Annotated in this window: 26 protein-coding genes and 2 tRNA genes; 11 read left to right on the top strand and 17 right to left on the bottom strand. The window is 72.5% G+C overall.

The window, feature by feature from the left end; all coding sequences use genetic code 11:
* Position 1: 1 nt before the first annotated feature.
* Positions 2-418 (top strand): acyl-CoA thioesterase, encoded by a 417-nt coding sequence (locus ACE3UN_RS04855; RefSeq protein WP_374673788.1) that lies wholly within the window; start codon positions 2-4, stop codon positions 416-418.
* A 46-nt stretch (positions 419-464) separates the two neighbouring features.
* On the opposite strand, the gene ACE3UN_RS04850 is transcribed toward ACE3UN_RS04855, so the two are convergent.
* Genes ACE3UN_RS04850 through ACE3UN_RS04840 form a run of 3 tightly spaced genes read right to left on the bottom strand, consistent with a single transcriptional unit; the run spans position 465 to position 3,458 of the window.
* On the bottom strand, positions 465-1,169 hold the full coding sequence (locus ACE3UN_RS04850) for a fumarylacetoacetate hydrolase family protein (RefSeq protein WP_374673787.1): 705 nt from the start codon (positions 1,167-1,169) through the stop codon (positions 465-467).
* Positions 1,166-2,239 (bottom strand): cupin domain-containing protein, encoded by a 1,074-nt coding sequence (locus ACE3UN_RS04845; protein ID WP_374673786.1) that lies wholly within the window; start codon positions 2,237-2,239, stop codon positions 1,166-1,168. Before ACE3UN_RS04845 ends, ACE3UN_RS04850 begins: the two co-directional genes overlap by 4 nt.
* Entirely contained in the window at positions 2,232-3,458 is a 1,227-nt protein-coding gene (locus ACE3UN_RS04840; RefSeq protein WP_374673785.1) for a 3-hydroxybenzoate 6-monooxygenase, read from the bottom strand. The genes ACE3UN_RS04845 and ACE3UN_RS04840 overlap by 8 nt, the downstream gene beginning before the upstream one ends.
* Positions 3,459-3,574: 116 nt before the next feature.
* Between ACE3UN_RS04840 and ACE3UN_RS04835 the strand changes: the two genes are divergently transcribed.
* Positions 3,575-4,501, top strand: a complete 927-nt coding sequence (locus ACE3UN_RS04835; protein WP_374673784.1) for a LysR family transcriptional regulator — start codon at positions 3,575-3,577, stop codon at positions 4,499-4,501.
* 99 nt (positions 4,502-4,600) lie between these two features.
* Here the strand turns inward: ACE3UN_RS04835 and ACE3UN_RS04830 are convergent.
* The 7 genes from ACE3UN_RS04830 to uvrC all read right to left on the bottom strand — a co-directional run bounded on the left by ACE3UN_RS04830 (position 4,601) and on the right by uvrC (position 10,389).
* Positions 4,601-4,676: transfer RNA gene (locus ACE3UN_RS04830), tRNA-His, on the bottom strand.
* 40 nt (positions 4,677-4,716) lie between these two features.
* Complete coding sequence (locus ACE3UN_RS04825; protein ID WP_374673783.1) at positions 4,717-6,633, bottom strand: SurA N-terminal domain-containing protein; 1,917 nt, start codon at positions 6,631-6,633, stop codon at positions 4,717-4,719.
* A gap of 157 nt (positions 6,634-6,790) precedes the next feature.
* A tRNA-Val gene (locus ACE3UN_RS04820) sits at positions 6,791-6,866 on the bottom strand.
* 10 nt (positions 6,867-6,876) lie between these two features.
* A complete protein-coding gene (locus ACE3UN_RS04815) occupies positions 6,877-7,149 on the bottom strand; it encodes an HU family DNA-binding protein (protein WP_374673782.1) in 273 nt (90 codons plus the stop codon).
* Positions 7,150-7,272: 123 nt separating this feature from the next.
* Positions 7,273-7,839 carry a CDP-diacylglycerol--glycerol-3-phosphate 3-phosphatidyltransferase gene (gene pgsA, locus ACE3UN_RS04810; protein ID WP_374673781.1) on the bottom strand — a complete coding sequence of 189 codons (567 nt, stop codon included), beginning with the start codon at positions 7,837-7,839 and terminating at the stop codon, positions 7,273-7,275.
* Positions 7,840-7,871: 32 nt separating this feature from the next.
* Positions 7,872-8,390, bottom strand: coding sequence for a hypothetical protein (locus tag ACE3UN_RS04805; protein WP_374673780.1), 519 nt, complete (start codon positions 8,388-8,390; stop codon positions 7,872-7,874).
* A complete protein-coding gene (uvrC, locus tag ACE3UN_RS04800; protein ID WP_374673779.1) occupies positions 8,377-10,389 on the bottom strand; it encodes an excinuclease ABC subunit UvrC in 2,013 nt (670 codons plus the stop codon). The genes ACE3UN_RS04805 and uvrC overlap by 14 nt, the downstream gene beginning before the upstream one ends.
* Positions 10,390-10,424: 35 nt before the next feature.
* On the opposite strand from uvrC, the gene earP reads away from it, so the two are divergent.
* The 3 genes from earP (at position 10,425) to mnmC (ending at position 14,323) form a co-directional block, all read left to right on the top strand.
* Positions 10,425-11,540 (top strand): elongation factor P maturation arginine rhamnosyltransferase EarP, encoded by a 1,116-nt coding sequence (gene earP, locus ACE3UN_RS04795; RefSeq protein WP_374673778.1) that lies wholly within the window; start codon positions 10,425-10,427, stop codon positions 11,538-11,540.
* A 113-nt stretch (positions 11,541-11,653) separates the two neighbouring features.
* Positions 11,654-12,208 (top strand): elongation factor P, encoded by a 555-nt coding sequence (gene efp, locus ACE3UN_RS04790; protein WP_374673777.1) that lies wholly within the window; start codon positions 11,654-11,656, stop codon positions 12,206-12,208.
* 123 nt (positions 12,209-12,331) lie between these two features.
* Positions 12,332-14,323: an FAD-dependent 5-carboxymethylaminomethyl-2-thiouridine(34) oxidoreductase MnmC gene (gene mnmC / locus ACE3UN_RS04785; protein ID WP_374673776.1), complete on the top strand. Its 1,992-nt coding sequence runs from the start codon at positions 12,332-12,334 to the stop codon at positions 14,321-14,323.
* A gap of 30 nt (positions 14,324-14,353) precedes the next feature.
* On the opposite strand, the gene ACE3UN_RS04780 is transcribed toward mnmC, so the two are convergent.
* Positions 14,354-14,566, bottom strand: coding sequence for a hypothetical protein (locus ACE3UN_RS04780; protein ID WP_374673775.1), 213 nt, complete (start codon positions 14,564-14,566; stop codon positions 14,354-14,356).
* A 99-nt stretch (positions 14,567-14,665) separates the two neighbouring features.
* The gene (gene rpiA / locus ACE3UN_RS04775) at positions 14,666-15,328 is read right to left on the bottom strand and encodes a ribose-5-phosphate isomerase RpiA (protein WP_374673774.1); all 663 of its coding nucleotides are present in this window, start codon (positions 15,326-15,328) and stop codon (positions 14,666-14,668) included.
* Between the two features lie 53 nt (positions 15,329-15,381).
* Between rpiA and ACE3UN_RS04770 the strand changes: the two genes are divergently transcribed.
* A complete protein-coding gene (locus ACE3UN_RS04770) occupies positions 15,382-16,422 on the top strand; it encodes a quinone-dependent dihydroorotate dehydrogenase (protein ID WP_374673773.1) in 1,041 nt (346 codons plus the stop codon).
* Here ACE3UN_RS04770 and ACE3UN_RS04765 read toward each other — a convergent pair.
* Positions 16,368-18,224 (bottom strand): gamma-glutamyltransferase family protein, encoded by a 1,857-nt coding sequence (locus tag ACE3UN_RS04765; protein ID WP_374673772.1) that lies wholly within the window; start codon positions 18,222-18,224, stop codon positions 16,368-16,370. The genes ACE3UN_RS04770 and ACE3UN_RS04765 overlap by 55 nt on opposite strands.
* A 321-nt stretch (positions 18,225-18,545) precedes the next feature.
* Here ACE3UN_RS04765 and ACE3UN_RS04760 point away from each other — a divergent pair, with 321 nt between their 5' ends.
* Positions 18,546-19,397, top strand: coding sequence for a hypothetical protein (locus ACE3UN_RS04760; protein WP_374673771.1), 852 nt, complete (start codon positions 18,546-18,548; stop codon positions 19,395-19,397).
* Positions 19,398-19,426: 29 nt separating this feature from the next.
* Complete coding sequence (locus ACE3UN_RS04755; protein ID WP_374673909.1) at positions 19,427-20,080, top strand: mechanosensitive ion channel family protein; 654 nt, start codon at positions 19,427-19,429, stop codon at positions 20,078-20,080.
* Positions 20,081-20,089: 9 nt separating this feature from the next.
* Here the strand turns inward: ACE3UN_RS04755 and ACE3UN_RS04750 are convergent, their stop codons facing one another.
* Together ACE3UN_RS04750 and ACE3UN_RS04745 are read right to left on the bottom strand one after the other, a co-directional pair.
* On the bottom strand, positions 20,090-20,728 hold the full coding sequence (locus tag ACE3UN_RS04750; RefSeq protein WP_374673770.1) for a CoA transferase subunit B: 639 nt from the start codon (positions 20,726-20,728) through the stop codon (positions 20,090-20,092).
* Positions 20,729-20,745: 17 nt separating this feature from the next.
* Positions 20,746-21,444 carry a CoA transferase subunit A gene (locus ACE3UN_RS04745; RefSeq protein WP_374673769.1) on the bottom strand — a complete coding sequence of 233 codons (699 nt, stop codon included), beginning with the start codon at positions 21,442-21,444 and terminating at the stop codon, positions 20,746-20,748.
* A 93-nt stretch (positions 21,445-21,537) separates the two neighbouring features.
* Here ACE3UN_RS04745 and ACE3UN_RS04740 point away from each other — a divergent pair, with 93 nt between their 5' ends.
* Both ACE3UN_RS04740 and ACE3UN_RS04735 read left to right on the top strand, forming a co-directional pair.
* On the top strand, positions 21,538-21,975 hold the full coding sequence (locus ACE3UN_RS04740; protein ID WP_374673768.1) for a PaaI family thioesterase: 438 nt from the start codon (positions 21,538-21,540) through the stop codon (positions 21,973-21,975).
* A gap of 7 nt (positions 21,976-21,982) precedes the next feature.
* Positions 21,983-22,534, top strand: a complete 552-nt coding sequence (locus ACE3UN_RS04735) for a LuxR C-terminal-related transcriptional regulator (RefSeq protein ID WP_374673767.1) — start codon at positions 21,983-21,985, stop codon at positions 22,532-22,534.
* Here ACE3UN_RS04735 and ACE3UN_RS04730 read toward each other — a convergent pair.
* On the bottom strand, positions 22,437-23,711 hold the full coding sequence (locus ACE3UN_RS04730) for a hypothetical protein (protein ID WP_374673766.1): 1,275 nt from the start codon (positions 23,709-23,711) through the stop codon (positions 22,437-22,439). The two genes, ACE3UN_RS04735 and ACE3UN_RS04730, sit on opposite strands and share 98 nt — an antisense overlap.
* 115 nt (positions 23,712-23,826) lie before the next feature.
* On the opposite strand from ACE3UN_RS04730, the gene ACE3UN_RS04725 reads away from it, so the two are divergent.
* Complete coding sequence (locus tag ACE3UN_RS04725; RefSeq protein ID WP_374673765.1) at positions 23,827-24,753, top strand: LytTR family DNA-binding domain-containing protein; 927 nt, start codon at positions 23,827-23,829, stop codon at positions 24,751-24,753.
* Here ACE3UN_RS04725 and ACE3UN_RS04720 read toward each other — a convergent pair.
* Complete coding sequence (locus tag ACE3UN_RS04720; RefSeq protein WP_374673764.1) at positions 24,743-25,162, bottom strand: acyl-CoA thioesterase; 420 nt, start codon at positions 25,160-25,162, stop codon at positions 24,743-24,745. The genes ACE3UN_RS04725 and ACE3UN_RS04720 overlap by 11 nt on opposite strands.

Raw genomic sequence — 25,162 nt, 5'->3', positions numbered from 1 at the left:
CATGCCCCGTACCCACCTCCACCGCGTCGACGTCCATTTCGGTGACTGCGACCCGGCCGGCATCGTCTTCTTCCCCAACTTCTCGCGCTGGATGGACCAGGCCTCGCTGGCCTTCTTCATGGCCTGCGGCGTGCCGCCCTGGCGCGAGCTGGAACGCACGCGCGGCATCGTGGGCACCCCGCTGCTGGAGATCAACACGCGCTTCATGAAGCCGGCCACCTACGGCGAGACGCTGGAGGTGCACACGCACGTGGAAGAGTGGCGCGCCAAGGTCTTCATCCAGCACCACCGCATCGTGCGTGGCGACGACGTGCTGTGCGAGGGGCGCGAGGTGCGGGCCTTCGTGGTGCGGGAGCCCGGCAGCTACCGCCTCAAGGCCATCCCGGTGCCGGAGGACATCCGCGCGCTGTGCGAGTGACGGCCGCGCTGCGGCGCTGTCGTTGCACCGCAGCGCGCCCGCGCCGTCAGGCGGCGGGGCCGACCTGCAGGCGCACCTCGGCCACGCCCTCGACCTGGCCCACCAGCTGGTCGCCTGGCCAGACCGGCCCCACGCCTTCAGGCGTGCCGGTGAACACCAGGTCACCCGGCTGCAGGTGGTAGTAGCGAGAGAGGTCGGCGATGAGCTCGGCCACCGACCAGATCAGCCGCGACACGTCCGAGTGCTGCCGCGACTGGCCGTTCACCGTGAGGGAGATCCCGCCGCGGTCCATCAGGCGGCCCGGCATGGGCACGATCTCCGACACCACGGCCGAGCCCTCGACGTCCTTGCCCAGGTCCCAGGGCCGCTGGGTCTGCCGGGCCTTCAGCTGCAGGTCGCGGCGCGTCATGTCCAGGCCGCAGGCATAGCCGAACACCAGCGCGCCGGCATCGGCGGCGGCCACCTGGAAGCCCGGTGCGCCCAGCGCCACCACCAGCTCCACCTCGTGGTGGTAATCCTGCGTCTGCGGCGGGAACGGCACCGTGGCACCCGAGGGCACCAGCGTGTCGGCCGACTTGGTGAAGTAGAAGGGCTCCTCCTTGGTCTTGTCCACGGTCATGCCCATCTCGGCGGCATGGGCCAGGTAGTTGCGGCCGACGAAGAACAGGCGCCGCACAGGGAAGCGCTCGGGGCGGCCACGCACGGGCAAGGCGGCGGGTGGCTGTGGGGGCCAGAGGTAGGTGTCGGTCATGCGGCGTCCAGGGTGGAAGGGAAAGAGGCGCCGGGCACGCTGCGCGTCTGAAGCAGCCCGAGCTTCTCATGCAGGGGGGATTCGTCGGCCACGAAGATGAAGGCCGGCCGGTCGGCCGAGCGGTTGGCCAGCTGCACCGGGGTGAAACCGGGGGCACAGCAGGTGTCCGCCTCGGCCAACCGGAACGTGGTTTCGCCCACCCGCGCCTCGGCCGTGCCTTCGATGAGGTGGAATACCGCGGCGGGCGAGCGCGCCGGCAGCGCCAGCCGCTGGGCGGGCCGCAGCATCAGCGCATGGAAGCCGAGGATGTTCTGCGCCGGCCCACCGGTGGCCGGGTTCACGTACTCCAGCTGCACGGCGGCCTCACCGGGCCGACGCTCGCCCAGCGCCAGCAAGGCCGCCCGTGCGTCGGTCCACGGATAGCGCAGCAGCGGGTAGCGCCCGCCCTCGCGCTGGAAGCCGGGCGCGGGCCGCAGGCCCTCGGGGCACAGGGGGCCACTCGCCGCGCCGTGCACCGCCTGCCTCCCGCCGGGCTCGTGGTAAGAGGCCTCCAGGTAGTGCACCAGGGGCAGGTCCAGCACGTCCAGCCACACGACCGGCTTGGTGCCGTCGTGGCCATGCTCGTGCCACAGGCCGGTGGGCGTGAGGATCAGGTCACCCCGCCGCATGGGGCAGCGCTCGCCCTGCACGGTGGTGTAGGCGCCCTCGCCTTCCACGACCATGCGCACGGCATTGGGCGTGTGGCGGTGGGACGGCGCCCATTCGCCCGGCAGCAGCAGCTGCATGCCCAGGTACATGGCCGCGCTGGCCTGCAGGCTGCCCGGCCCGAAGCCCGGGTTGGCCAGCACCAGCACCCGGCGTTCCGCCTTCTCGATGGGCGTCAGCGTGCCCGCCTGCATCAGCAGCGGGCGCAGGGCCTCGTAGGCCCAGTGCATGGGCCGCGTGGCCGGCCGCGGCTGGCCGGGCGGCAGCAGCGCCCGCAGGCTGGGCCACAGCGGCACCAGGTGCGCCTGCTGCAGGGCCGCCCGGTAGTCGGCCGGCAGCTCGTCGAGTCGTCCCAGCTCATCCATGTCGCATCCCTTCGCAGGCACCATCGTCCAGGCAGCCCTGCACCCGCCAGCCATAGAGCCACTCCATGGCGTCGTAGAAGCGCTCGGGGGTGCGCCCCTTCCACAGGTCGTTGCGCACCAGGCGCTCCACGCCCTTGGCATGGAAGAGGCGCCCCATCTCGCGCGCCGACAGCACCACGCGCGCGGTGCGCGCCAATCGCGAACGCTCGTAGTGCGCGAAGGCGGACGTGAAGTCGCCGCCGTGCACGCGCAGCGCCTCACCCAGTGTCACGGCGTCCTCGAGCGCCATGCAGGCGCCCTGGGCCAGGTACTGCAGCGTCGGGTGGGCGGCGTCGCCGAGCAGGGTCACCCGGCCGAAGGTCCACCGGGCGATGGGCTCGCGGTCCGCCGTCGCCCAGCGCTTCCAGTCGCGGGGCAGCTCGATGAGCTGGCGCGCGCGCGGGCAGATGCCCTGGAAGTAGCCCTGCACCTCCTCGCGGCTGCCCTCGCGCACGCCCCACTCCTCGCGCTGGCGGCTGTGGAAGGTGACGACCACGTTGTACTGCTCGCCGCCGCGCAGCGGGTAATGCACCAGGTGGCAGTCCGGCCCCACCCAGATGCTGGCGGCGTTCCAGCGCAGGTCCGCCGGAAAGTCCGCGCGGTCCACCACGGCGCGGTAGACGACATGGCCGGAGACCCGCGCCTCGTCACCCACGTACTGCTGCCGCACGGCCGACCGCACGCCGTCCGCACCGATCAGCGCCACGCCCCGCCAGCGCCGGCCGTGGGTGTCGACAGCCGTGACGCCCTGCGCATCCTCTTCCACCGACGCCACGCAGGCGGACGTCGCCACGCGGATGCGGTCGGTCGCCTGCACCCCCTCCAGCAGGCACCGGTGCACGTCGGCACGGTGGATCACCGCGTAAGGGTTGCCGAAGCGCGCCCGGAACGGCTCGCGGGTGGGGATGCGTCCGACGACGGTCTCGTCCAGCGCATCGTGCATCACCATCTCGTCGGTGTAGACGGCCCGGGCGCGAGCGGCCGGTCCCACGCCCAGCGCGTCGAAGGCCGCAAAGGCATTCGGACCGAGCTGGATGCCTGCGCCGATCTCGCCCAGGCGCGAGGCCTGCTCGATCACCTGGACCGCCTGTCCCTGCCGGGCCAGTGCCAGCGCCGCGGCGAGCCCGCCAATGCCGCCGCCCGCAACCAGCACCGGCGGCTGTGGCCCATGGGATGCCATTTGCTGCTCCGTGTCGCCTGCCATGGCCGCAGTCTGCGGGCAACGCACCATGTTGGCGAGCCATGTCGGCTGATGCTGCTCATTGCGTTATGCAATGACGTCGCCATACTGCCGCGATGGCCAAACTCGATATCGACTGGCTGCGCGTGTTCCTCGCCATCCACCACAGCGGCAGCGTCACCCGTGCCGCCGAGCAACTGGGGCTGTCGCAGGCCACCGCCAGCATCATGCTGGGCAAGCTGCGCCGCCACTTCGCGGACCCGCTGTTCGTGCGCAGCGCCCACGGCATGGTGCCCACGCCGCATGCCCTGTCGCTCCATGCCGGCATTGCCGCTGCGGTGCAGCAGCTGGACACCCTGGCCGGCACGGCGGCGCGCCGCTTCGATCCCTTGACCGCCGAGCGCGCCTTCCGCGTCGCCATGACGGACATCAGCGAGATCGTCATCCTGCCCGCGCTGGTGAACCGCCTGCAGCGGCTGGCGCCCGGCGTGCGCATCGAAGCCGAACGCATCGCGGCCGACAGCGCGCGCCGGCTGGAGAGCGGCGAGCTCGACCTTGCGGTGGGCTTCATGCCGCAGCTGGAAGCCGGCTTCTACCAGCAGACCCTGTTCGAGCAGGACTTCGTGTGCCTGGCGGCCCGCAGCCACCCCCGCGTGCAGGGCCGGCTCACCCGGCGCGGGTTCCTCGCGGAGGGTCACCTGGTCGTCACCACCTCGGGCACGGGCCACGCCATCGTCGACAAGGTGCTGGCGCGCCAAGGCTGGCCGCGGCGGGTGGTGCTGCAGGTGCCGGGCTTCCTCGGCGTGGCCCGACTGGTGGCCACCACCGAGTTGCTCGTCGTCGTGCCGCGTCGCCTGGGCGAAGCGCTGGCGCGGCAGGAGCGGGTGCAGGTGCTCGCGCCCCCCCTGGCGCTGCCGCCCTTCGCGGTGAAGCAGCACTGGCACGAGCGCGTGCATGCCGATGTGGCCAACGGCTGGCTGCGGCGCACGCTCGCCGCCGCCATGGCCGCCTCGCCACCGCGCGGGCCGCAGGGCGGCGACTGACGGGCGCGGGGAGGGGCCGGTGCGCCGCCGAGGGGCGCGTTGAGCACGGCCGGAAACGAAAAACGCGCACCAAGGTGCGCGTTGTTCAAGGGGATTCGGTGGGGTGGCTGATGGGACTCGAACCCACGACAACCAGAATCACAATCTGGGACTCTACCAACTGAGCTACAGCCACCGCCGGAAAGCGTAGGAGTATAACCGACTTTCGGCCCGCGTCACGGGGCCGGTGCGGACGCGGCGCCGGCCAGCGGCTCCACCTTCACCTGGTGGCGGCGCTTGAGGGCCTCGTAGTAGGCCTCGGCCTGGGCCGACGCCATGGCCTGCCGCAGGAACGGGCGCGCGCGCTCGTTGTCGGGGTCGCCGCCGTCACGCGGCAGGCGCTTGGCCACGCGCGCCACGGCATAACCCTGTTCACCCAGGTCCACGCCGACGGCGGCGGGGCCCTTGGCGATGTCGGCACGCAGCACGGCGTCCACCACCGGCCGCGGCTGGCCCTGGGGCTGCGTGCGCGAGACCACCACGGCGGGCTGCGCCAGCGCCTCGGCCGGGTTCTGCTTCAGCGCGGCCAGCCGCGCCTCGCCGTCCTTGCGGGCCGCCGCGGCCGCCTGCTCCACGCGCACCAGGCCCAGCACCTGCTCACGCACCTCGGCCAGCGGGCGCACACGCTCGGGGCGGTGCTCGATGACACGCGCCGACACCAGCTGGCTCGGGCCGGTCTCCACCGCCTCGGTGTTGCGCTTGTTCTTCACGGCGTCGGTGGCAAACACCGCCTCCAGCAGCTTGGGCGAGGCCAGCGGGCCCGTGGCGCCGGGCGCCGGCTGGCGCTGCACCGTGGCCTCGGCCTTGGTGAGCTTGAGCTTGTCGATCACCGGTTGCAGGCTGTCGGACTGCTCGTACACCGTGTTGGAGAACTGCTCCGCGGCCGCGGCATACAGCTCCTGGGCCTTGGGCTTGCTCACCTCGTCGACGATCTGCGCGCGCACGGCCTCGAAGGGGCGCTTCTCACCCCCCCGCACGGCGATGAGCTTGATGATGTGGAAGCCGAACTCGGACTCGACCAGGTTGCTGATCTCTCCCGGCTTCATGGCGAAGGCAGCGTCCTCGAAGGGCTTGACCATGGCGCCGCGGCCGAAGAAGTCCAGGTCACCGCCATTGGAACCGGAGCCCTTGTCGTCGGAATGCTTCTTCGCCAGCTCGGCGAAGCCGGCGGGGTTCTTGCGGGCCTCGGCCAACAGGGATTCCGCCTTGGCGCGCGCCTTGTCGCGCTCGGCCGCGGCCATGTCCTTGGGTGCGTTCACCAGGATATGGGCGGCGTGGCGCTCCTCGGCCACGGTGTAGCGGCTGAGGTTCTGCTCGTAGTACTTGCGCAGGTCGTCCTCGCTGAGGCTGACCTGCTTCTTCACAGTGTCGAGGTCCAGCACCACGTACTCGATGCGGGCCTCCTCGGTGGTCTTGAAGCGCTCGGCATGCTTGTCGTAGTAGGCCTGCAGGTCGGCGTCGGTGGGGTTCACCTTGGCGAGGTAGTCCTTGGCATCGAAGCGCAGCACCTGGGCCTCGCGGCGCTCCAGCAGGGCGTCCAGCGCCGCCTGCGTGGCCACCTGGCCGGGGATCACCGCCGTGCCGGCCGCCTGCATGACCTGCTGCCGCAGCAAGCCCTGCTGCAGCTGCGCCTCGAAGGCCTCCACGCTCAGGCCGCGGGCGCCGAGGAAGGCGGTGTAGGCCGCCTTGTCGAGGCGACCGTCCGGGCCGCGCACCGCCGCCAGCTCCGGCATGCGCTGCAGTTCCTCCAGCAGGCGCTGGTCGGTCACGTGGCGGTGCTCCTTGAAGGCGGCCGACAGCAGCAGCCGGTCGCGCACCATCTCGTCCAGCGTGTTCTGCCGCATGGCCGGCGTGTCGAGCAGCTTCATGTCCAGCCCGGGCATCTGCTGGCGCATGCGCTCGATCTGCTGGCGATGGGCCTGGTCGAGCTCGGCCTGCTTGATGTCAGCGCCGGCCACCGACGCCACCGTGGCGTTGGCCTTGTCGGTCATCCCGAGGTAGCCCTCCACGCCCACGAAGACGAAGGCGACGATGATGACCAGCAGCAGCAGGAACTGCAGCGGCTTGCCGTGTGTACGAAAGAACTCGAGCATGAAGAGGCACCCTGTTGAGGTCCGGCGCGCCAGGCGCGCCTGGGGACATGTGGCGGCGAAAACGAAAAAGGCGAACCGGGGTTCGCCTTGTCGTCGACGGTCTGCGCACGCCGCGCGGGATTCTAATCAAAGCGCGCGCGCGCTCGCCGTGTGGGTGTGGTGGGTGCTGAGGGGCTCGAACCCCCGACCTACGCCTTGTAAGGGCGCCGCTCTACCAACTGAGCTAAGCACCCACGGGTTGAATCAGCTCAACGCGTCCTTCAGGCCCTTGCCCGGGCGGAACTTGGGCACCTTGGCGGCCTTGATCTTGATGGACGCGCCGGTGCGCGGGTTGCGGCCGGTGCGGGCGGCCCGCTTGGTGACGGCAAACGTGCCAAAGCCGACGATCGAGACGCTGTCGCCCTTTTTCAGCGTGGTCTTCACGCCGCCGATCATCGCCTCGAGCGCGCGCGTGGCGGCGGCCTTGGAGATGTCAGCCTGCTGGGCGATGTGTTCGATCAGGTCGGTCTTGTTCACGAAATTACCCTCTCTCAGTGTTCTCTCAGGCGAAAAATCATTACAGCGTCGCCCGTCGGCCGGTGTCAAGCGCGGCGCCGGATTCTATGTGTAAACCCCTTGCGGCCCGGTGTCGCCGGGGCGTCAGCGCGCCTTGGCGCGGATCTCCGGCAGGGCCTTCTGCAGGTAGTACACCATCGACCAGATCGTGAGCACGGCCGCGGCCAGGATGAGCACCGTGCCCCAGGCATGGGTGTCCACCACGCCGAACAGGCGGCCGTCGTAGAGCAGGAACGGAATGGCCACCATCTGCACCGTGGTCTTGAGCTTGCCCAGCATGTGCACCGCCACGCTGCGCGACGCGCCGATCTGCGCCATCCATTCGCGCAGCGAGGAGATCGCGATCTCGCGGCCGATGATGACCAGCGCAATGAGCGCGTCCACGCGGTGCAGGTGCACCAGCACCAGCAGGGACGCGCACACCAGGAACTTGTCCGCCACCGGATCGAGGAAGGCGCCGAAGGCCGAGCTCTGGTCGAGCTTGCGGGCCAGGTAGCCGTCGAGCCAGTCGGTCAGCGCGAAGGCCACGAACATCACCGTGGCGGCAAGGTTGCGCGTCGGGTCCGAGAACGGCAGGTAGAACACCCCGACGATCAGGGGGATGGCCACGATGCGCGCCCAGGTCAGCAGCGTCGGGATGGTGAAGAACATGGTGGGCGCATTCTGCCAAGCTGGCCGGCCGCTCAGCGGTCCAGCGTCACGGGCTTGAAGCGGCGGTCGTCGTCGAAGAGAAAGGTCTCGGCGAACTTCCACGGTTTGGGCAGGCGCGACACGTCGCCGAAGGGCGCGGCGCGCTTGACCGCGTCGATGGCGATCTGGGTGGTGTCCTTGGCCTGGCGCGGGTAGCGCAGCACGTCGATCTTGCGGATGCTGCCGTCGGCATGCAGCTCGATCTCCAGCACGGGGATCGCCAGCAGCGGCTCGGGCACGGTGCCGGTGTAGGTGATGGACGGATTGGCCTCGACCAGCTTGCGGGCCGCACGCTCGCGGTATTCCTGCCAGGTGCGGGCCGCCGTGGGGGACGGAGCCGGTGCCGGCGCCGGACGCGGCCCCGGCACCATGGGGCGCGGCGCCGGGGCAGGTGCCGGCGGGGGGCTGGTGCAGCCCGCCAGCCAGGCCGACGAGGCCGTCAGGCTGGCCAGCAGGGCCAGGCCGGCGCGGCGGCGCTGCTCGATCGGGTCGCTCGGGTCAATGCAAGGCACGGTAGATCTCCTCCGCCAGTTCTTTCGATACACCTTCGACGCTGGCCAGGTCGTCGACACTGGCCGCCGTGACGCCGCGCACGCCACCGAAGCGCTGCAGCAGTTTCGCGCGTTTCCGCGGCCCCACGCCCGGGATGTCCTCGAGGCGGCTGCCGCCCGTGCGCACACTCGCACGCTTGGCCCGCATGCCGGTGATGGCGAAGCGGTGCGCCTCGTCGCGGATCTGGGCGATCAGCATGAGCGCGGCCGAATCGGGCGGCAGCGCCAGCTTCTCGCGGCCATCGGCGAACACCAGTTCCTCCAGCCCCACCTTGCGCCCCTCGCCTTTCTCCACGCCGGCGATCAGCGACAGGTCGAGGCCCAGCTCGCTGAAGACCTCGCGCGCCATCGCCACCTGCCCGCGCCCGCCGTCCACCAGCACCAGGTCGGGCAGGCGAAGCTTGCCTGAAGCGACGGCCTCGCGGCCCTGTTCGGCGACCATCTCGGCCAGCTTCTGGTAACGGCGCGTGAGTACCTGGCGCATGGCGGCATAGTCGTCACCGCCGGTCACCCCCTCGATGTTGTAGCGGCGGTACTGGCTGTTCTGCATCTTGTGGCCTTCGTACACCACGCAGCTGGCCTGCGTCGCCTCGCCGGCCGTGTGGCTGATGTCGAAGCACTCCACCCGGAAGCTGTCGAGGTCGTCGATGGCCAGGTCCAGCGCATCCACCAGGGCGCGCGTGCGTTCGCGCTGCGAGCCCTCCTCGGACAGCAGCCGCGCCAGGGCCAGCTCTCCACCCTTGATGGCCATGTCCAGCCAGATGCGGCGCTGCTCGCGCGGCTGGTGCTGCGCCACGATGCGCACGCCCGTCTGCGTGGACAGCGCCGCCAGCAGTGCCTTGTCCACCGGGTGGCTGGTGACCAGCAGCGGCGGCGCCGGGCTGTGCAGGTAGTGCTGGGCGATGAAGGCCTGCAGCACCTGCTGCTCCGCGCGCCGCAGCGGGTCTTCGGGGGCCGCGTCGGGCGCCTCGTCGAGGGTGGCCGATTCGTCCGCCGCCAGCGCGGTGGCGTCGTCCACGTGGGTGGGGAAGAAGGCCCGGTCGCCGAGGTGCCGGCCGCCGCGCACCATGGCCAGGTTCACGCACGCCCGCCCGCCCGCGAGCTTGACGGCCAGGATGTCCACTTCCTTGCCCGCGGCCGACAGGCTGCTCTCGTCCACCGACTGCTGGTGCAGCACGCGCGCCAGCGCCGCGATGCGGTTGCGCGCCTCGGCCGCCTTCTCGAACTCCAGCACCTCGGCGTGGGCCAGCATCTGCGCCTGCAGCTCGTCGATCACCTGCTGCTGCTCGCCCAGCAGGAAACGCTCGGTGTCGTGCACGTCGCGCGCGTAGTCGTCGGGCGAGATCAGGCCCACACACGGGCCGGAGCAGCGCCGGATCTGGTACAGCAGGCAGGGCCGCGATCGGTTCGCGAACACCGTGTCCTCGCAGGTGCGCAGGCGGAACACCTTCTGGATGAGCTGGATCGTCTCCTTGACCGCCCAGGCGCCCGGGTAGGGCCCAAAGTAGCGGTGCTTGCGGTCCACGGCGCCGCGGTAGTAGGCCACGCGCGGGAAGCGGTGCGTCACCAGCTTCAGGTAGGGGTAGCTCTTGTCGTCGCGGAACAGGATGTTGAACCGCGGGTTCAGCGCCTTGATGAGGTTGTTCTCGAGCAGCAGCGCCTCGGCCTCGGTGCGCACCACCGTGGTCTCCAGCCGTGCGATGCGCGAGACCATCACGCCGATGCGGGTGCCGCCCAGGTCCTTGTGGAAATAGCTGGAGACGCGCTTCTTCAGGTCGCGCGCCTTGCCCACGTACAGCACCTGCCCTGCTGCGTCGAAGTAGCGGTAGACGCCGGGCAGCCCGGGCAGCGCGGCCACCTCCGCCAGCAGGCGCTCGCGCGTGGCAGCGGCATCGGGGGCCGGCGCGGCGGGCGCACGGCCCGCGGGGAGGTCGTCGGGGGAAGGCACGGCGTCAGGCATGGGAGCGCGATTGTGGCCGCTTCGATAATGCCCGGGTGTCCCACGCCCCCTCCCAGGCCCTCTCCGCGGCCCCTTCGCCCGTCCCCGCCGATGCCTGGCTCTGGGACGTGTTCTGCCGTGTCATCGACAACCACGGCGACCTGGGCGTGTGCTGGCGCCTGGCCGCCGAGCTCGGCCGCCGGGGCCACCGGGTGCGCCTGTGGATCGACGAGCCGGGCGCCCTGGCCTGGATGGCGCCGCAGGGCGCCCCCGGCGTGGCGGTGGTCCCCTGGACGCCGGCCACACCGTCGCCCCCGCCCGGCGACGTGGTGGTCGAGGCCTTCGGCTGCGACCCGCCGGGCGACTTCGTCGCGGCCATGGCCGCGCGCGCGGCCGCCGGCCGCCCCCCCGTGTGGGTGAACCTGGAGTACCTGAGCGCCGAGGGCTACGTGGAGCGCAGCCACGCACTGCCCTCGCCGCAGGCCAGCGGGCCCGGCGCCGGCCTGGTCAAGTGGTTCTTCTACCCGGGTTTCACCGCCCGCACCGGCGGCCTGCTGCGCGAGGCCGCCCTGGTGGCCGACCAGGCACGATTCGACGCACCCGCCTGGCGCGCCACGCACGGCATCGCGCCGGCGCCCGGGGAGCGGGTGGTGAGCCTGTTTTGCTACGGGCACGCGCCCTTGGCACCCTGCCTCGCCCGCCTGGCCGGGCGGCCCACGCTGGTGCTCACCGCGCCGGGCCCGGCCACGGCGCTCGCCGCTGCCACCCACTGGCCGGCGGGAGTGCGCCACCAGGCCCTGCCCTGGCTCAGCCAGCCGGAGTACGACCACCTGCTGTGGAGCTGCGACCTCAACCTCGTGCGGGGCGAGGATTCCTTCGTGCGGGCGCAGTGGGCGGGCCGCCCGTTCCTGTGGCACATCTACGCCCAGGACGACGGCGCCCACGCCACCAAGCTGCAGGCCTTCGTGGACCGGCACGTCGCGGGCGCGGCACCCGGCGTGGCCGCCGGCGTGCGCGCGGCCTTTCTCGCCTGGAACGGGCTCGGGCCCTGGCCGGCCGCCCTGCCGGACGCCGCCGCGTGGTCCGACCTGGCCGGCCGCTGGCGCGAACAGCTGCTCGCCCAAGGCGAGCTCTTGAGCCAGCTCATCGCCTTCGTCGACCAAAAGCGTTAAAATTCAAGGCTTTGCACATCCCGGCGGTCGGAGTCGACAGCGCACAGCAAGCGCGCAGTCAACGGCAGCCGCCACGTTCGCGGGGCTGCCCGCGGCACCTCGGACACACACCCATGAAACTCGCTCAGGAAATCCGCGCCGGCAACGTCATCATGCAGGGCAAGGACCCGATGGTCGTGCTCAAGACCGAATACAGCCGCGGCGGCCGCGGCGCCGCCACGGTCCGCATGAAGATGAAGAACCTGCTCAACGGCGCCGGCGCCGAAGTGGTGTTCAAGGCCGACGACAAGATGGACCAGATCATCCTCGACAAGAAGGAGTGCACCTACTCCTACTTCGCCGACCCGATGTACGCGTTCATGGACGCCGAATACAACCAGTTCGAGGTCGAGGCCGAGAACATGGGCGACGCCATCAACTACCTGGAAGACGGCATGCCCGTCGAGGTGGTGTTCTACGACGGCAAGGCCATCTCCGTGGAACTGCCCACGAGCGTCGTGCGCGAGATCGAGACCGAGCCCGCCGTCAAGGGCGACACCTCCGGCAAGGTCATGAAGCCCGCCAAGATCGTCGGCACCGGCTTCGAGATCGCCGTGCCGCTTTTCGTGGAGAACGGCGACAAGATCGAAATCGACACGCGGACGCACGAGTACCGCAAACGCGTGTAACGCGTTTGCGGTCCCCGTGCGTGCCCGCACTGAACGTTCCGCTCCCCCGAGCCCCCTCCGAGCGGGGGCTCCAGCCAGAATGACGAAGCCGACCCTCCGGGGTCGGCTTTTTCACTTCCGCGCATGAAGACGCAGCCCATTGTCCCCGCCCGCATCGAATGGCGCGACGGGGTGCCGTTCGCGCCGGACTTCGGCGACGTGTACCACGCGCGGGCCGGCGCCTTCGCGCAGGCGCAGCAGGTCTTCCTGGCCGGCAACGGCCTGCCGGGCCGCTGGCGCGGGCGCGAGCGCTTCGTGGTGCTGGAGACCGGCTTCGGGCTGGGCAACAACTTCCTCGCCACCTGGTCGGCCTGGCGCGACGATCCGGCACGCAGCGGCCAGCTGGTGTTCGTCTCCATCGAGAAGCACCCTGCCACGGCGGACGACCTGTCCCGCGCGCATGCGCAGAGCCCGGCACCGGCGTTGGCCGCGTCCCTGGTGTCTGCCTGGCCGCCGGCCACCCCGGGCCTGCATGTGCTCGAGTTCGACGGTGGTCGGGTGCGCTTGCTGCTCGCGCTCGGCGACGTGGCCGCCTGGCTGCCCGAGCTGCAGCTGCAGGCCGACGCGGCCTACCTCGACGGCTTCGCGCCGGCACGCAACGCGCCGATGTGGGACACGCACCTGCTGCGCGGCCTCGCGCGCCTGGCGGCGCCGGGGTGCACGGCCGCCACCTGGAGCGCGGCCCGCAGCGTGCGTGACGGCCTCTCGGCGGCCGGCTTTCGCGTGCAGCGCGTGCCCGGCTTCGCCGGCAAGCGCGACATGACCGTGGCCGAGGTGGATGGGCAGGCGGTGGCCCGGCGGCACGGCGCACCCGCGGGGCGCCGGCCTCACCCGGCCGCCCGGCGCGCGCTGGTGGTCGGTGCCGGGCTGGCCGGCGCGGCGGCCGCGCAGGCGCTGGCGCGTGAGGGGCTGGAGGTCACGGTGCTGGAAGCCGGCACCCGCCCCGCCGACGCCGGCTCGGGCAACCTCGCCGGGCTGTTCCACGGCGTGGTGCATGCGGACGATGGCGCGCACGCGCAATGGCTGCGCGCCGCGGCCCTGCGGGCGACCCAGGTGTACGGGCCCCTGCTGGCCGGCGGCACGGTGCCGGGCCAGGCGACTGGCCTGCTGCGCGGCGCCGCCGACACGCCGTGGGACACCCTGTCGCGGCTGGGCAGCCAGGTGCCGGCGGGCTATGCCCGGCCCCTCTCGCGCGACGAGGCCGCGGCGATGGCCGGCTGCCCCGTGGCCGGGGCGGCGTGGTGTTTCACGGGCGGCGGCTGGCTGCAGCCTGGCGCCCTCGCCCGGCATTGGCTGGCCACGCCGGGCGTGCGCTGCCTCACCGACACGCCGGTGGCCGCGCTGCGGCGCTCAGAGGCCGGCTGGCGCGCCGTCGATGCCGATGGCAGTCCGCTGGGGGGGGCCGCGCCCTGGGACGTGGTGGTGGTGTGTGCCGCCGCGGGCGCGGTGGACCTGCTGGCGCCGCACAGCGACGCGGCCCAATGGCCATGGCGACGCACGCGCGGGCAGGTCACCTTGCTGCCGCCGGCCGCCGCCGCGGGCCTGCCACGGCCGCGCCTGCCACTGGCGAGCGGGGGTTATCTGATCGCCCTACCGGAGGCCTTGCACCCGCGACTGGGTGGCGGCCTGCTCTGTGGCGCCACCTCGCAAGCGGGCGACGACGGCGCAGCGCTGCGCCCGGCGGATCACCTGGCCAACCTGGCGCAGATCGCCCGGCTGACCAGTGCGGAGGGGGTGTCGCCTGACCGCCTGGCCGCGCTGGCGGCCCAGGCCGAAGGCCGGGTGGGCTGGCGCCTGGGCACGGACGACCGGCTGCCGGTGGTGGGACCCGTGCCGCAGCCGCTGGCCGGGCTGGCGGGCCAGCCACGGCTCGACCATCCGCGCCATGTGCCGCGGGTGCCGGGGCTGTATGTGATGACCGGGCTGGGCTCTCGGGGCATCACCTGGGCCGCCCTGGCCGGGGACGTGCTGGCGGCCTGTGTGCAAGGCTCGCCGCTGCCCGTGGCGGGCAGCCTGCTGGACGCGGTGGACCCGGCGCGGTTCGTGAGCCGGGCGATGCGGCAGGGGCGCCCCTGAACCGCTGCACCTGAACCGCGTCGGCGGCGCTCAGCCGGGCAGGCCGCCCGTGGGCGCGTCGGAGGTGGGGGGCGGCTCGTCGCGCGGCAGGTCGGCCACGTCGCTGCCGCCGCCGGAGGGGTCGGCGTTCGTCGTGCCGCCGTGGGCGCGGCGCGCGGCCTTTTCCGCGTCCTTCTCGGCCTTCTTCTTCTTCTTGGCGAGTTCCCGCTGGCGCTTTTCGTAGGAATAGTTCGGTGTGGCCACAGGCGTCCTTTGCTTCAGTGACACCGCCGGGACGGCGGCGTCATACCGGGCCAACGATACACCGGGGTCACCGCCCCGGTCGGCGGCGCAGGGTCTTGCCTAGAAGCGCAGCGTCTTCACGCCGGCCGCCGTGCCCAGCAGGCAGACGCTGGCCTTGTGGCGGGCGAAGATGCCCACCGTGACGACGCCAGGCCACTGGTTGACCTCGGTCTCCATGGCCAGCGGGTCGGTGATGGCCAGGCCCCGCACGTCCAGGATCGGGTTGCCGTTGTCCGTGACCACGCCGGCACGCAGCTGGGCGTCGCCGCCGTAGGTGTGGCGGAAGCGCCGTGCCACCTGGGCGGCCGCCATGGGAATCACCTCCACCGGCAGCGGAAAGGCGCCCAGCGTGTCCACCAGCTTGGATTCGTCTGCAATGCACACGAAGCGCTCGGCCAGGTCGGCGACGATCTTCTCGCGCGTGAGCGCCGCGCCGCCGCCCTTGACCATGTGGCCGCGGTGATCGATTTCGTCCGCGCCATCGATGTAGACGGGGATGCGCTCGATCTGCGAGGCGTCGAGCACCGGGATGCCGAGCGCGCGCAGGCGCTCGGTGCTCTGCACGGAGCTGGACACCGCCCCGGCGATGCGGTCCTTCATGGTGGCCAGGGCATCGATGAAGCGGTTCACCGTGGAGCCGGTGCCCACGCCCACCACGGTGCCGGGCACCACCTCGGCCAGGGCCGCCTGGCCCACCAGGGCCTTGAGTTCGTCTTGCGTCATGGCGGCGGATTATCCCGCGGCGGTCGGGGTGCGGCCTGAGACAATCCCGCCCCATGTCCCTCGTTCCCTACGGCCTGGCCCGCCCCTTTCTCTTCGGCCTCGACGCGGAAGCCGCCCACGAGCTGACGCTGGGCAGCATCGCCCGCCTGCAGGACACGCCCGCGCAATGCCTGTGGGCGCAGCGCCGGGTGGACGACCCGGTCACGCTCGCCGGCCTGCGCTTTCCCAACCGGGTGGGCCTGGCCGCCGGGCTCGACAAGAACGGCCGCTGCATCGACGGCCTGGGCGCCATGGGCTTCGGCTTCATCGAGGTGGGCACCGTCACGCCCAAGGGCCAGCCCGGCAACCCCAAGCCGCGCATGTTCCGCCTGCCGCAGGCCGACGCGCTGATCAACCGCCTGGGCTTTAACAACGAGGGGCTGGACGTCTTCCTGGCCAACGTGCGTCGCGCGCGCAGCTTCCGCGCGGCCGGTGGCATCCTGGGCCTGAACATCGGCAAGAACGCCGCCACGCCCATCGAGCAGGCGGTGGACGACTACCTCATCGGCCTGGACGGCGTGTTCCCCCACGCCGACTACGTGACGGTGAACATCTCCAGCCCCAACACCAAGAACCTGCGCGCGCTGCAGAGCGACGAGGCGCTCGACGCCCTGCTCGGCGCCCTGGTGCGGCGCAAGGCCGAGCTGGTGCAGCGCCATGGCCGCCAGGTGCCGATGTTCCTGAAGATCGCGCCCGACCTGGACGAGGCGCAGATCGGCGTCATCGCCGCCACGCTGCAGCGCCATGGCCTCGACGGCGTGGTGGCCACCAACACCACGATCGCGCGCGACGCGGTGCAGGGCCTGCCCCATGCCGACGAGACGGGCGGCCTGTCGGGCGCGCCGGTGCGCGAGGCGAGCAACCGGGTGATTCGCGCCCTGCGCGCGCGCCTGGGCCCCGGCTTTCCCATCATTGGCGTGGGCGGCGTGATGAGCGCGGCCGACGCCCGCGCCAAGCGCGAGGCGGGCGCCGACCTCGTGCAGGTCTACACCGGCCTGATCTACCGCGGGCCGGCGCTGGTGCCAGAGGCCGCCGCGGCGCTGGCCGCCGGCTGAACGGGCCCGGGCGGCCCAAGCACCACGCCCTCGCGGCGCGGGTCGGCGGCGCCCAGCCAGCCTGCCGGCGTGTGCCACAGCAGCTGCGTGCCGCTGGTGAGGTCCTGCTCCACCACGGTGTGGCCGCGCCGCCGCAGTGCCTCGGCCACCGCCGCCGTGAAGCGGCCCCGCTCCAGCCGCGTCGCGCCGTTGTCGTTGGCCAGGTGCGGCCGGTTCACCGCCTGCTGCGGCGTCAGGCCGTGCGCGAGCAGGCCGTGCAGCACGCGGGCATTGAAGTGGATGATGGCGGCGCCGCCCGGTGAGCCCGTCACCGCCCGCAGCGGCCCCAGCGTGCCTGCCGGGCCGGCGTCGAACACCAGCGTGGGGGCCATGCTGGAGCGAGGACGCTTGCCAGGCTGGACCCGGTTGGGGGCGGGGCGTCCGGCGGCGTCCACGGGCGTGAACGAGAAGTCGGTGAGCTGGTTGTTGAGCAGGAAGCCGCCCGGCAGGCCGGTACCGCCATCGGTGAGCCGGCGGCTGCCGAAGGCGGCTTCGATGGTGGTCGTGAGCGCCACCGCCCGGCCCTGCGCGTCCACGATGCTGAGATGGCTGGTGCCGCGTTCGGGCGGGCCGCCCTCGTCGCCGGGCGGCGCGCCGTCGTCGGCAGGCGCCTCCGGCCGTCCTGGTGGTGCCAGGCCCTGGCTGCGCGTGTCGTCGATGCGGCGGGCGCGCGCGTCGAGGTAGGCGGGCGATACCAGCGCCGCCCACCCGCCCGTCGGCGGGGCCACGAACGCGGGGTCGCCCACGTACGCGGCACGGTCCGCGAAGGCCAGCCGGGCGGCCTCGGCGTAGCGGTGTTCGGCCAGACCGGGCGGTGCGTCGATCCCGGGCCGAGCCGCGTCCACGCGATCCAGCAGGCCCAGGATCTGCATCGTCGCCAGGTGGCCGGAGGCGGGCGGCGGAAAGCCGCACAGCATCCACTGGCGCCACGGGTTGCACAGCGGCTCGCGCTGCAGGGGCTGGTAGCCCGCCAGGTCCGCCGGCGTCATCGCGCCCGGGTGGGGCGGTGATGCGACGCGGCGCACGATGGCCTGCGCCACCGGGCCCTCGTGCAGCGCCCGGGCGCCCTGCGCCCCGATACGCCTCAGCACCACACCGAGGGCGGGGTTGCGCAGCGTCTCGCCGGCCCGCAGGGGCTGCCCCCCCGGAAAGTACAGGGCGCGCGCCTGTGCATCCTCGGCCAGCCGCTTGCCGGCCGGGCTGCGCAACAGGCCCGCCAGCCGGGGCGACACGGCGAAGCCCTGCTCCGCCAGCCGGACCGCGGGCTCGAACAGGCGCGGCCACGGCAGGCGCCCGTGCTGGCGGTGTGCGGCCTCGAGCATGCGCAGTGCGCCCGGCACCCCCACCGCCAGGCCGCTGCCGGTGGCGTCGTCGAACGCGATGGGGCGGCCGTCCTCGCGCAGGAACTGCCGCCCGTGCGCGGCCGCCGGCGCCGTCTCGCGGCCGTCCCAGGCCTGCACCGCCTGGCCGTCCCAGTGCATCAGGAACGCGCCACCCCCGATGCCGCTGGACTGCGGCTCCACCAGCGCCAGGACGGCCTGCGCCGCGACGGCGGCGTCGATGGCGCTGCCGCCCGCGGCGATGAGGTCGCGGCCGGCCTCGGTGGCCAGCGGGTGCGCCGTCGCCACCGCCCACGGCACGGGCAGCGCGGGGGCGGCCGTCCGGTCACCCGGCAGCACCACGGGCGGCTCGGGCGGCTCGGGCAGCGCGGGCACGCCGCCCGGCGCGTCCTGCCGCGAATCCGGCGGTGCCTGCCGCGGCATGGGGGACGGCCCGGGTGGCCCGGGCGGCCCGGGTAGCCCGGCGCAGGCCGCCAGCAGCGCCATCACCCCCCAGGCCGGCCAGCGCGCGCATGGTCCTGCCGGCCCTCGGGCAGGTGGCGCGGCGGTCGGGCGGGTGCGGCAGCTCATGGGCCGCGCATCATGCCGCAGGGCGCTTGCGGCATCATCGGGCGCCGCAGCCGCCCTACGACGGGCGCGAGGAGGAGACGCGCCATGCCACGTGTGACCGCCGTCGGTCGTCGCCCCCGGACACGGCCCGCCGGATGGGCGGCGCGCGGCCTGCTGGCTGCCGCCCTGCTGGCCGTGGCGCCCGCCAGCGCGCAGGACACGGCGCCCCGCGCGGTGGAGCTGCGGCTGGCCCAGCAGCCGGTGGCCACCTTCCGCAGCACCTGGGTGGGCATCACGCCGGACGACCGGGCGCAGCGCGCCCAGCGCCGGCTGGACGAGCTGCTCAGCCGCCCCGGCCCGCACCGCGCGGCCGCGGTGCCCGCGGCGGAGGGCCGCCTGCTGCAGGTCGATGGCGCCACGGCCTTCGTGCTGACACCGGCAGATGCCGACCTCACGCACGGCGAGACCCTGGACCAGGCCGCAGCGGAGGCGACCGAGCGCCTGCAGGCCGCCATCGGCGTGTGGCACGACAGCCGCGACCCGCGGCGCTGGGCCGCCGCCGCGGCAGCGATCGCGGTGGCCACGGCCGTGGCCGCGGCCCTGCTGTGGGCGGCCGCGCGGCTGCGCCGGGTGGCGTCACGCCATGCGGCCCGCCTGGCCCGGCGGCACGCCGACCGCCTGCAGGTGGCCGGCGCCCCGCTGCTCATGCGCGAGCGCGTGGCGGCCGCCGGTGCCCGCGCCGCCTGGGCGCCCTTCTGGCTGGCCGTGCTGGCCGTGGGCTACGCCTGGCTCAGCTTCAGCCTCGCCCGGTGCCCATCGCCAGGCGGTGGGGCGAGGAGCTGGACCACCACCTGCTGGGCCTGCTGGTGCAGCTGGGCGGCGCTGTGGTGCGCGCCCTGCCTGGCCTGCTGGTGGCGGCGCTCGTCGTGCTGCTCGCGCGGGCCGCCCTGCGCGTGCTGGGCAGCCTGTTCGACAGCGTGCAGCGCGGCCAGCTGCAGCTGGGCTGGCTGGACGCCGACCTGGTGCCGCCCACGCGCCGGCTGGTGACCGTGCTGGTGTGGCTGTTCGCCCTGGCGATGGCCTACCCCTACCTGCCGGGCGCCCAGACCGAGGCCTTCAAGGGCGTGACCGTGCTGGCCGGCCTGATGGTGACGCTGGGCGCGTCCAACCTGGTGGGGCAGGCGGCGGCGGGCATGATCCTGACCTACACCCGCGTGCTGCGGCGCGGCGAGTACGTGCGCATCGCCGAGCACGAGGGCACGGTGATGGAGGTGGGCGTGTTCGCCACGCGCATGCGCACGGGCCTGGGCGAGGAGCTCACGCTGCCCAACGCGCTGATCCTGGCGCACGTGACACGCAACTGCTCGCGTGCCGTGCGGGGAGAGGGCTATGTGCTGGACACCACCGTGACCATCGGCTACGACACGCCCTGGCGCCAGGTGCATGCGCTGCTCGTGGAGGCCGCGCGGCGCACGCCCGGCGTGCTGGTCGATCCGGCGCCGCAGGTCTTCCAGACGGCCCTGACCGACTTCTACCCCGAGTACCGGCTGGTCTGCCAGGCGGTGCCGCGTGAGCCGCGGCCGCGCGCCGAGGTGCTGGCGATGTTGCACGCCCACATCCAGGACGTGTTCGCCGAGGCCGGCGTGCAGATCATGTCACCGCACTACCTGGGCGACCCCGCCCAGGCCAAGGTGCCGCCCGCGGCGGCGGTGGAGCCGCCGCGGGGCTGAGCGCGCGGCTCAGTGCACCGGCACGCCGGTCTTGGCCTGCACTTCCTCGCGGCTCACGCCCGGGGCGAGTTCCACGATCTTCAGGCCGTGCGGCGTCACGTCCAGCACGCACAGGTCGGTGATGATGCGGTCGACCACACCCACGCCGGTGAGCGGCAGGGTGCAGTGCGGCAGGATCTTCAGGTCGGTGCTGCCGTCCTTCTTGGTGGCCACGTGCTCCATGAGCACCACGACGTTCTTCACGCCGGCCACCAGGTCCATCGCGCCGCCCATGCCCTTGACCATCTTGCCGGGGATCATCCAGTTGGCCAGGTCGCCCTTCTCGCTGACCTGCATCGCGCCCAGGATGGCCAGGTTGATCTTGCCGCCGCGGATCATGCCGAAGCTGTCCGCGCTGCTGAAGATGGACGAGCCGGGCAGCGTGGTCACGGTCTGCTTGCCGGCGTTGATCATGTCGGCGTCCACCTCCTCCTCGGTGGGGAAGGGGCCGATGCCCAGCAGGCCGTTCTCGCTCTGCAGCCACACCTCCATGCCGGCCGGCACGTGGTTGGCCACCAGCGTCGGCAGGCCGATGCCCAGGTTTACGTAGAAGCCGTCGGCCAGTTCCTTGGCGGCGCGGGCGGCCATTTCATCGCGGGTCCATGCCATGTCGTGTGCTCCTTGCCTCAGGCCTTGCGGGTGGTGCGTTGTTCGATGCGCTTCTCGGGCGCCGCATTCAGCACGATGCGGTGCACGAAGATGCCGGGCAGGTGCACGTCGTCGGGGTCCATCTCGCCCGTCTCGACGATCTTCTCCACCTCGACGATGGTCAGCCGGCCCGCCATCGCGACGTTGGGGTTGAAGTTGCGCGCCGTGCGGCGGAAGCGCAGGTTGCCGCTCTTGTCGGCCATGTAGGCCTTGACCAGCGACACCTCGGGCACCAGCGCACGCTCCATCACGTAGGTCTCGCCGTCGAACTCGCGCACTTCCTTGCCGTCGGCCACCACGGTGCCCACGCCCGTCTTGGTGAAGAAGGCCGGGATGCCGGCGCCACCGGCGCGCAGCTTCTCGGCCAGCGTGCCCTGGGGCGTGAACTCCAGCTCCAGCTCGCCCGAGAGGTACTGGCGCTCGAACTCCTTGTTCTCGCCCACGTAGCTGCTGATCATCTTCCTGATCTGGCGCGTGGCCAGCAGCTTGCCCAGGCCGAAGCCGTCCACCCCCGCGTTGTTGGAGATGACGGTGAGGTCCTTGGCCCCGCTGGCCTGCAGGGCGTCGATCAGCGCCTCGGGGATGCCGCACAGGCCGAAGCCGCCCACGGCCATGAGCTGGCCGTCGCGCACGACGCCTTCCAGCGCCGCGGCGGCGCTCGGGTACACCTTGTTCATTCGCCTGGTCTCCTGGTTATCCGGGTCATTTCGGATGGGCCGCAAGCGTACTACCTAAGACATTAAGTAGTCGTTACGTAGATTTGACTAAGCATGAGCGCTCCCCACCCTGCCCCGCCCCCCGTCACCGTGGCCGACCTGCAGCAGCTGCTGGCCGCCGTCTTCGCCCCCTGGGTGCAGGAACTGCGGCTGCAGGTGCAGGCCGTCGAGCCCGACGGCGTGATGCTGCGCCTGCCGGTGGATGCGCGCCATGTGCACGGCGGCGGCGTCATGTGCGGCCAGACCCTCATGTCGGCCGCCGACACCGCCATGGTGCTGGCGGTCAGCGCCCAGCTGGGCGGCTTCCGCCCCATGACGACGGTGCAATTGCAGACCAGCTTCCTGCGCCCCGTGCCCCAGGACGCCGCCGAGGTCACCGTGGTGGCCCGCGTGCTCAAGCCCGGCCGCCAGCTGGTCTTCGGCGAGGTGGAGTGCCTGCTGCCCGACGGCAAGCTGGCCGCCCACGCCACCACCACCTACGCCCTGCTCTGAGCCGCCCGTGAGCGCCCCCGACCTCGACTACCGCACCGCGTTCGACCTCGCGCCCATCGGCATGGTGCTCTCGCGCCACCGGTTGATGGTGGACTGCAACCGCCGCGTGCTGGAGATGTTCCGCGCCCAGCGCGACGAGCTGGTGGGCCGGTCCTTCGAGGTGCTCTATCCCAGTACCGACGAGTACGAGCGCACGGGCGCCCGCATCGTCGCCAGCCTCGGTGCCGACGGCCACTACGCCGACGACCGGGTGATGAAGCGCATGGACGGCGAGCTGTTCTGGTGCCATGTGTCCGGCCGCGCGCTCGACGCGGCCGACCCGCACGCCGCCGGCATCTGGAGCTTCGAGGACCTGTCCGCGCGGCGGGTGCTGAAGGTGGATTTCACCGCCCGCGAGCGGGAGATCGCCGCCCTGCTGATCGACGGCGCGACGAGCAAGCAGATCGGCAAGAAGCTCGCCATCAGCCCCCGGACGGTGGACGTGTACCGGGCGCGGCTGATGCGCAAGGTGGGCGCGAACACGACGCCCGAGCTGGTGCACCGGCTGCTGTCGAGCTGATGGCCCGGGGCGCCACGCCCATCACCGGCTGCAGCCAGGCCACGCGACGCGCCGCCTCATAGGCGAGCACGCCACCGGCCACCGTCAGCGCCACCAGCGCCGGTGCCTCCACCCACAGCGGCCAGCCCAGCGGCGCCAGGGCGTGGCCGGCCACCACCGTGACCGTCTGGTGCACGATGTAGAAGGCGAAGACGCCACCGCCGACCCACGCCCGCCACGGGTGGTCGCGCCCGGCCAGGTGGCGCCGCGCGAACCCCAGCAACGCGACGATGGGCGCCCACTGGCGCAAGGCATTGTTGGCGCGCAGCGCCGCCAGCCAGCCGTCGGCGGGCGGCGGGCCACCGTCGCCCAGCCAACGGGCGCCCAGCTCGGACAGCGCCGAGGCCGCGACGGCCAGGCCCAGCGCCCACCAGCGCAGGCGCACCGCCGCCGCCCAGGCGCCGTGCCGGTCGTCCCGGTGGCCGAACAGCATCGCGCCCAGCGCGAACATGCTGCCGTACAGCACATGCATGTAGTGGTCGTGCAGCAGGTCGTGGGTGGTCGGAAAGCGCTGCACCAGGCCGATGCGCGCCGCCGCGAACAGCAGCCAGGGCGCCCAGATCAGCCGGGCACCGCCGGCCAGCCAGGCGGGCCAGGTGAACGGCCCGCGCCCACCCAGGCGCCGCCACGCGCCCCGCCCCGCCGCCCAGGCCAGCGTGTAGACCCACAGGTAGGCCACGAACCACAGGTGGTTCCAGGTGGGCAGGTCCAGGCAGTCGTCACCCCGGCAGAAGCCGCCGTAGCCCGTGTAGTACAGCGCCAGGAAGTCGAGGTAGCTGCCCGCGTAGCCGACCTTCTCGACGACTTCGAGGTAAGCCTGCGGCGGCACCACGACGGCCATGCCGAACAGCAATGGCCACAGCAGGCGGCGCGTGCGCGGGCCGGCCAGCGGCCGGCCGCCGGCCGCCAGCAGCGCCGTGGCCGCGCCCGACACCACGAACAGCAGGGACATGCGCCAGGGGCTCATCAGGCGCATGGGCACTTCGAGCGCGGGAATAAGGCGCGGCGACTTCACGTGCCAGTCCCAGCTCACGTAGAACATGCCCACGTGGTACAGAATCAGCAGGCCGAAGGCGCCGATGCGCAGCCAGTCGAGCTCGACGAGCCGGCCGCCCGGGGAAGAGGTGGAAGGTGTCATGGGCCATCAGCGTGACGGCACGGCGCCCGTCCGGGATCACGAAGTGACGAACCGCCCCGCCGCGGTGACGAGCCGCGGCCCCCCGGTGGCCGCCCGGCCCTACACTGCCGGCCCCATGCCGCCCCGCACCGACCTGCTGCACCGCTACCTGGCCCACCGCCGCTGGCTGGAACCGGCGCTCTGGTGCGCCATGTTCGCCGTGCAAATCGTGGCCAACTCCATCACCGTGGCCATGGAAATCCGCCGGCTGGGCCTGCCGTTCCGGCTTTGGGAAGTGGTCACGTGGGAGGCCAGCAGCAACCTCACCTGGCTGGCGCTGGTGCCGCTCATCCTGGCGCTGCTGCGCCGATGGCCACTGCACATCGGGGTGCTCCGGGCCCACCTGCCGCGGCACCTGCTGGCCAGCCTGGGGGTCAGCGTGCTGCACGTCCTCGGCATGGTCGTCACGCGCCAGCTCGTCTACCGCGCGTTCGGCGGCCGTTACGACTTCGGCCACTGGCCCACCGAGCTGGCCTACGAGGCGCTGAAGGACGTGCGCAGCTACGCCATGATCGTGGGCATCATGCTGGGCTACCGCCTGCTGCTGTGGCGCTGGCAGGGGGAGGCCAGCGTGCTGCAGGCGCCTGACGACGCGGCGCCCCCGGCCACGGTGGCCGCCAGCGTGGCCACCGCCGCGCCGCCCGCGCCGCCCCCCTCACCCGTCGACGCGGAGCCGGCCGACCGGTTCCTGGTGCGCAAGCTCGGCAAGGAGTTCCTGCTGCCCGTCGCCGAGATCGAATGGGTGCAGGCCTGCGGCAACTATGTGAACCTGCACCGGCGCCAGCACGACTACCCGCTGCGCGCCACGCTGGCCGCCATGGAGCGGCGCCTCGGTCCTCAAGGCTTCGTGCGCGTGCACCGCAGCTTCCTGGTGAACCTGGCCTGCGTGGCCGTGATCGAGCCCACCGAAGCGGGCGACGCGCGCCTGCGCATGGCCGACGGCGCCAGCGTGCCCTGCAGCCGCACCTACCTGGAGCCGCTGCGGGCGCGGCTCAGCCGATGAGCTCGCGCAGCCAGCCCGGCACCGGCACCGACTTGCCCGCGGGGAAATCCACCCACACGGTGGTGGCGCCGCCCTCGGCGTAGACGACGCCCGGCTGGTCGGTGCGCTCCAGCGTGATGAAGGTGTCGAAGCTGGTGCGGCCGAGGTTGGCCACGTAGTGCCGGGCGAGGATGTCGCCGGGGTACTCCAGCTGCTTGAGGAAGTTGCAGAAGGCGTTGACGATCACCGGCCCCTGCCCCGACGGATCGGGCGGCCCGCCGAGCGTGCGCAGCCAGTCCACCCGCACGATCTCGAGGTAGCGGAAGTAGACGGTGTTGTTGACATGGCCCATGGCGTCCATGTCGCCCCAGCGGATGGGGATGGTCATCTCGTAGACCAGCTTCTTGTCGGCAGGCAGCTCGAATCGCAT

Source organism: Ideonella sp. (assembly GCF_041918995.1).
In the GTDB taxonomy this organism is placed as follows: Bacteria; Pseudomonadota; Gammaproteobacteria; order Burkholderiales; family Burkholderiaceae_C; genus Ideonella.
Note: the sequence above shows the minus strand (reverse complement) of the source record. Positions and strands in the feature narration are given on the sequence as shown.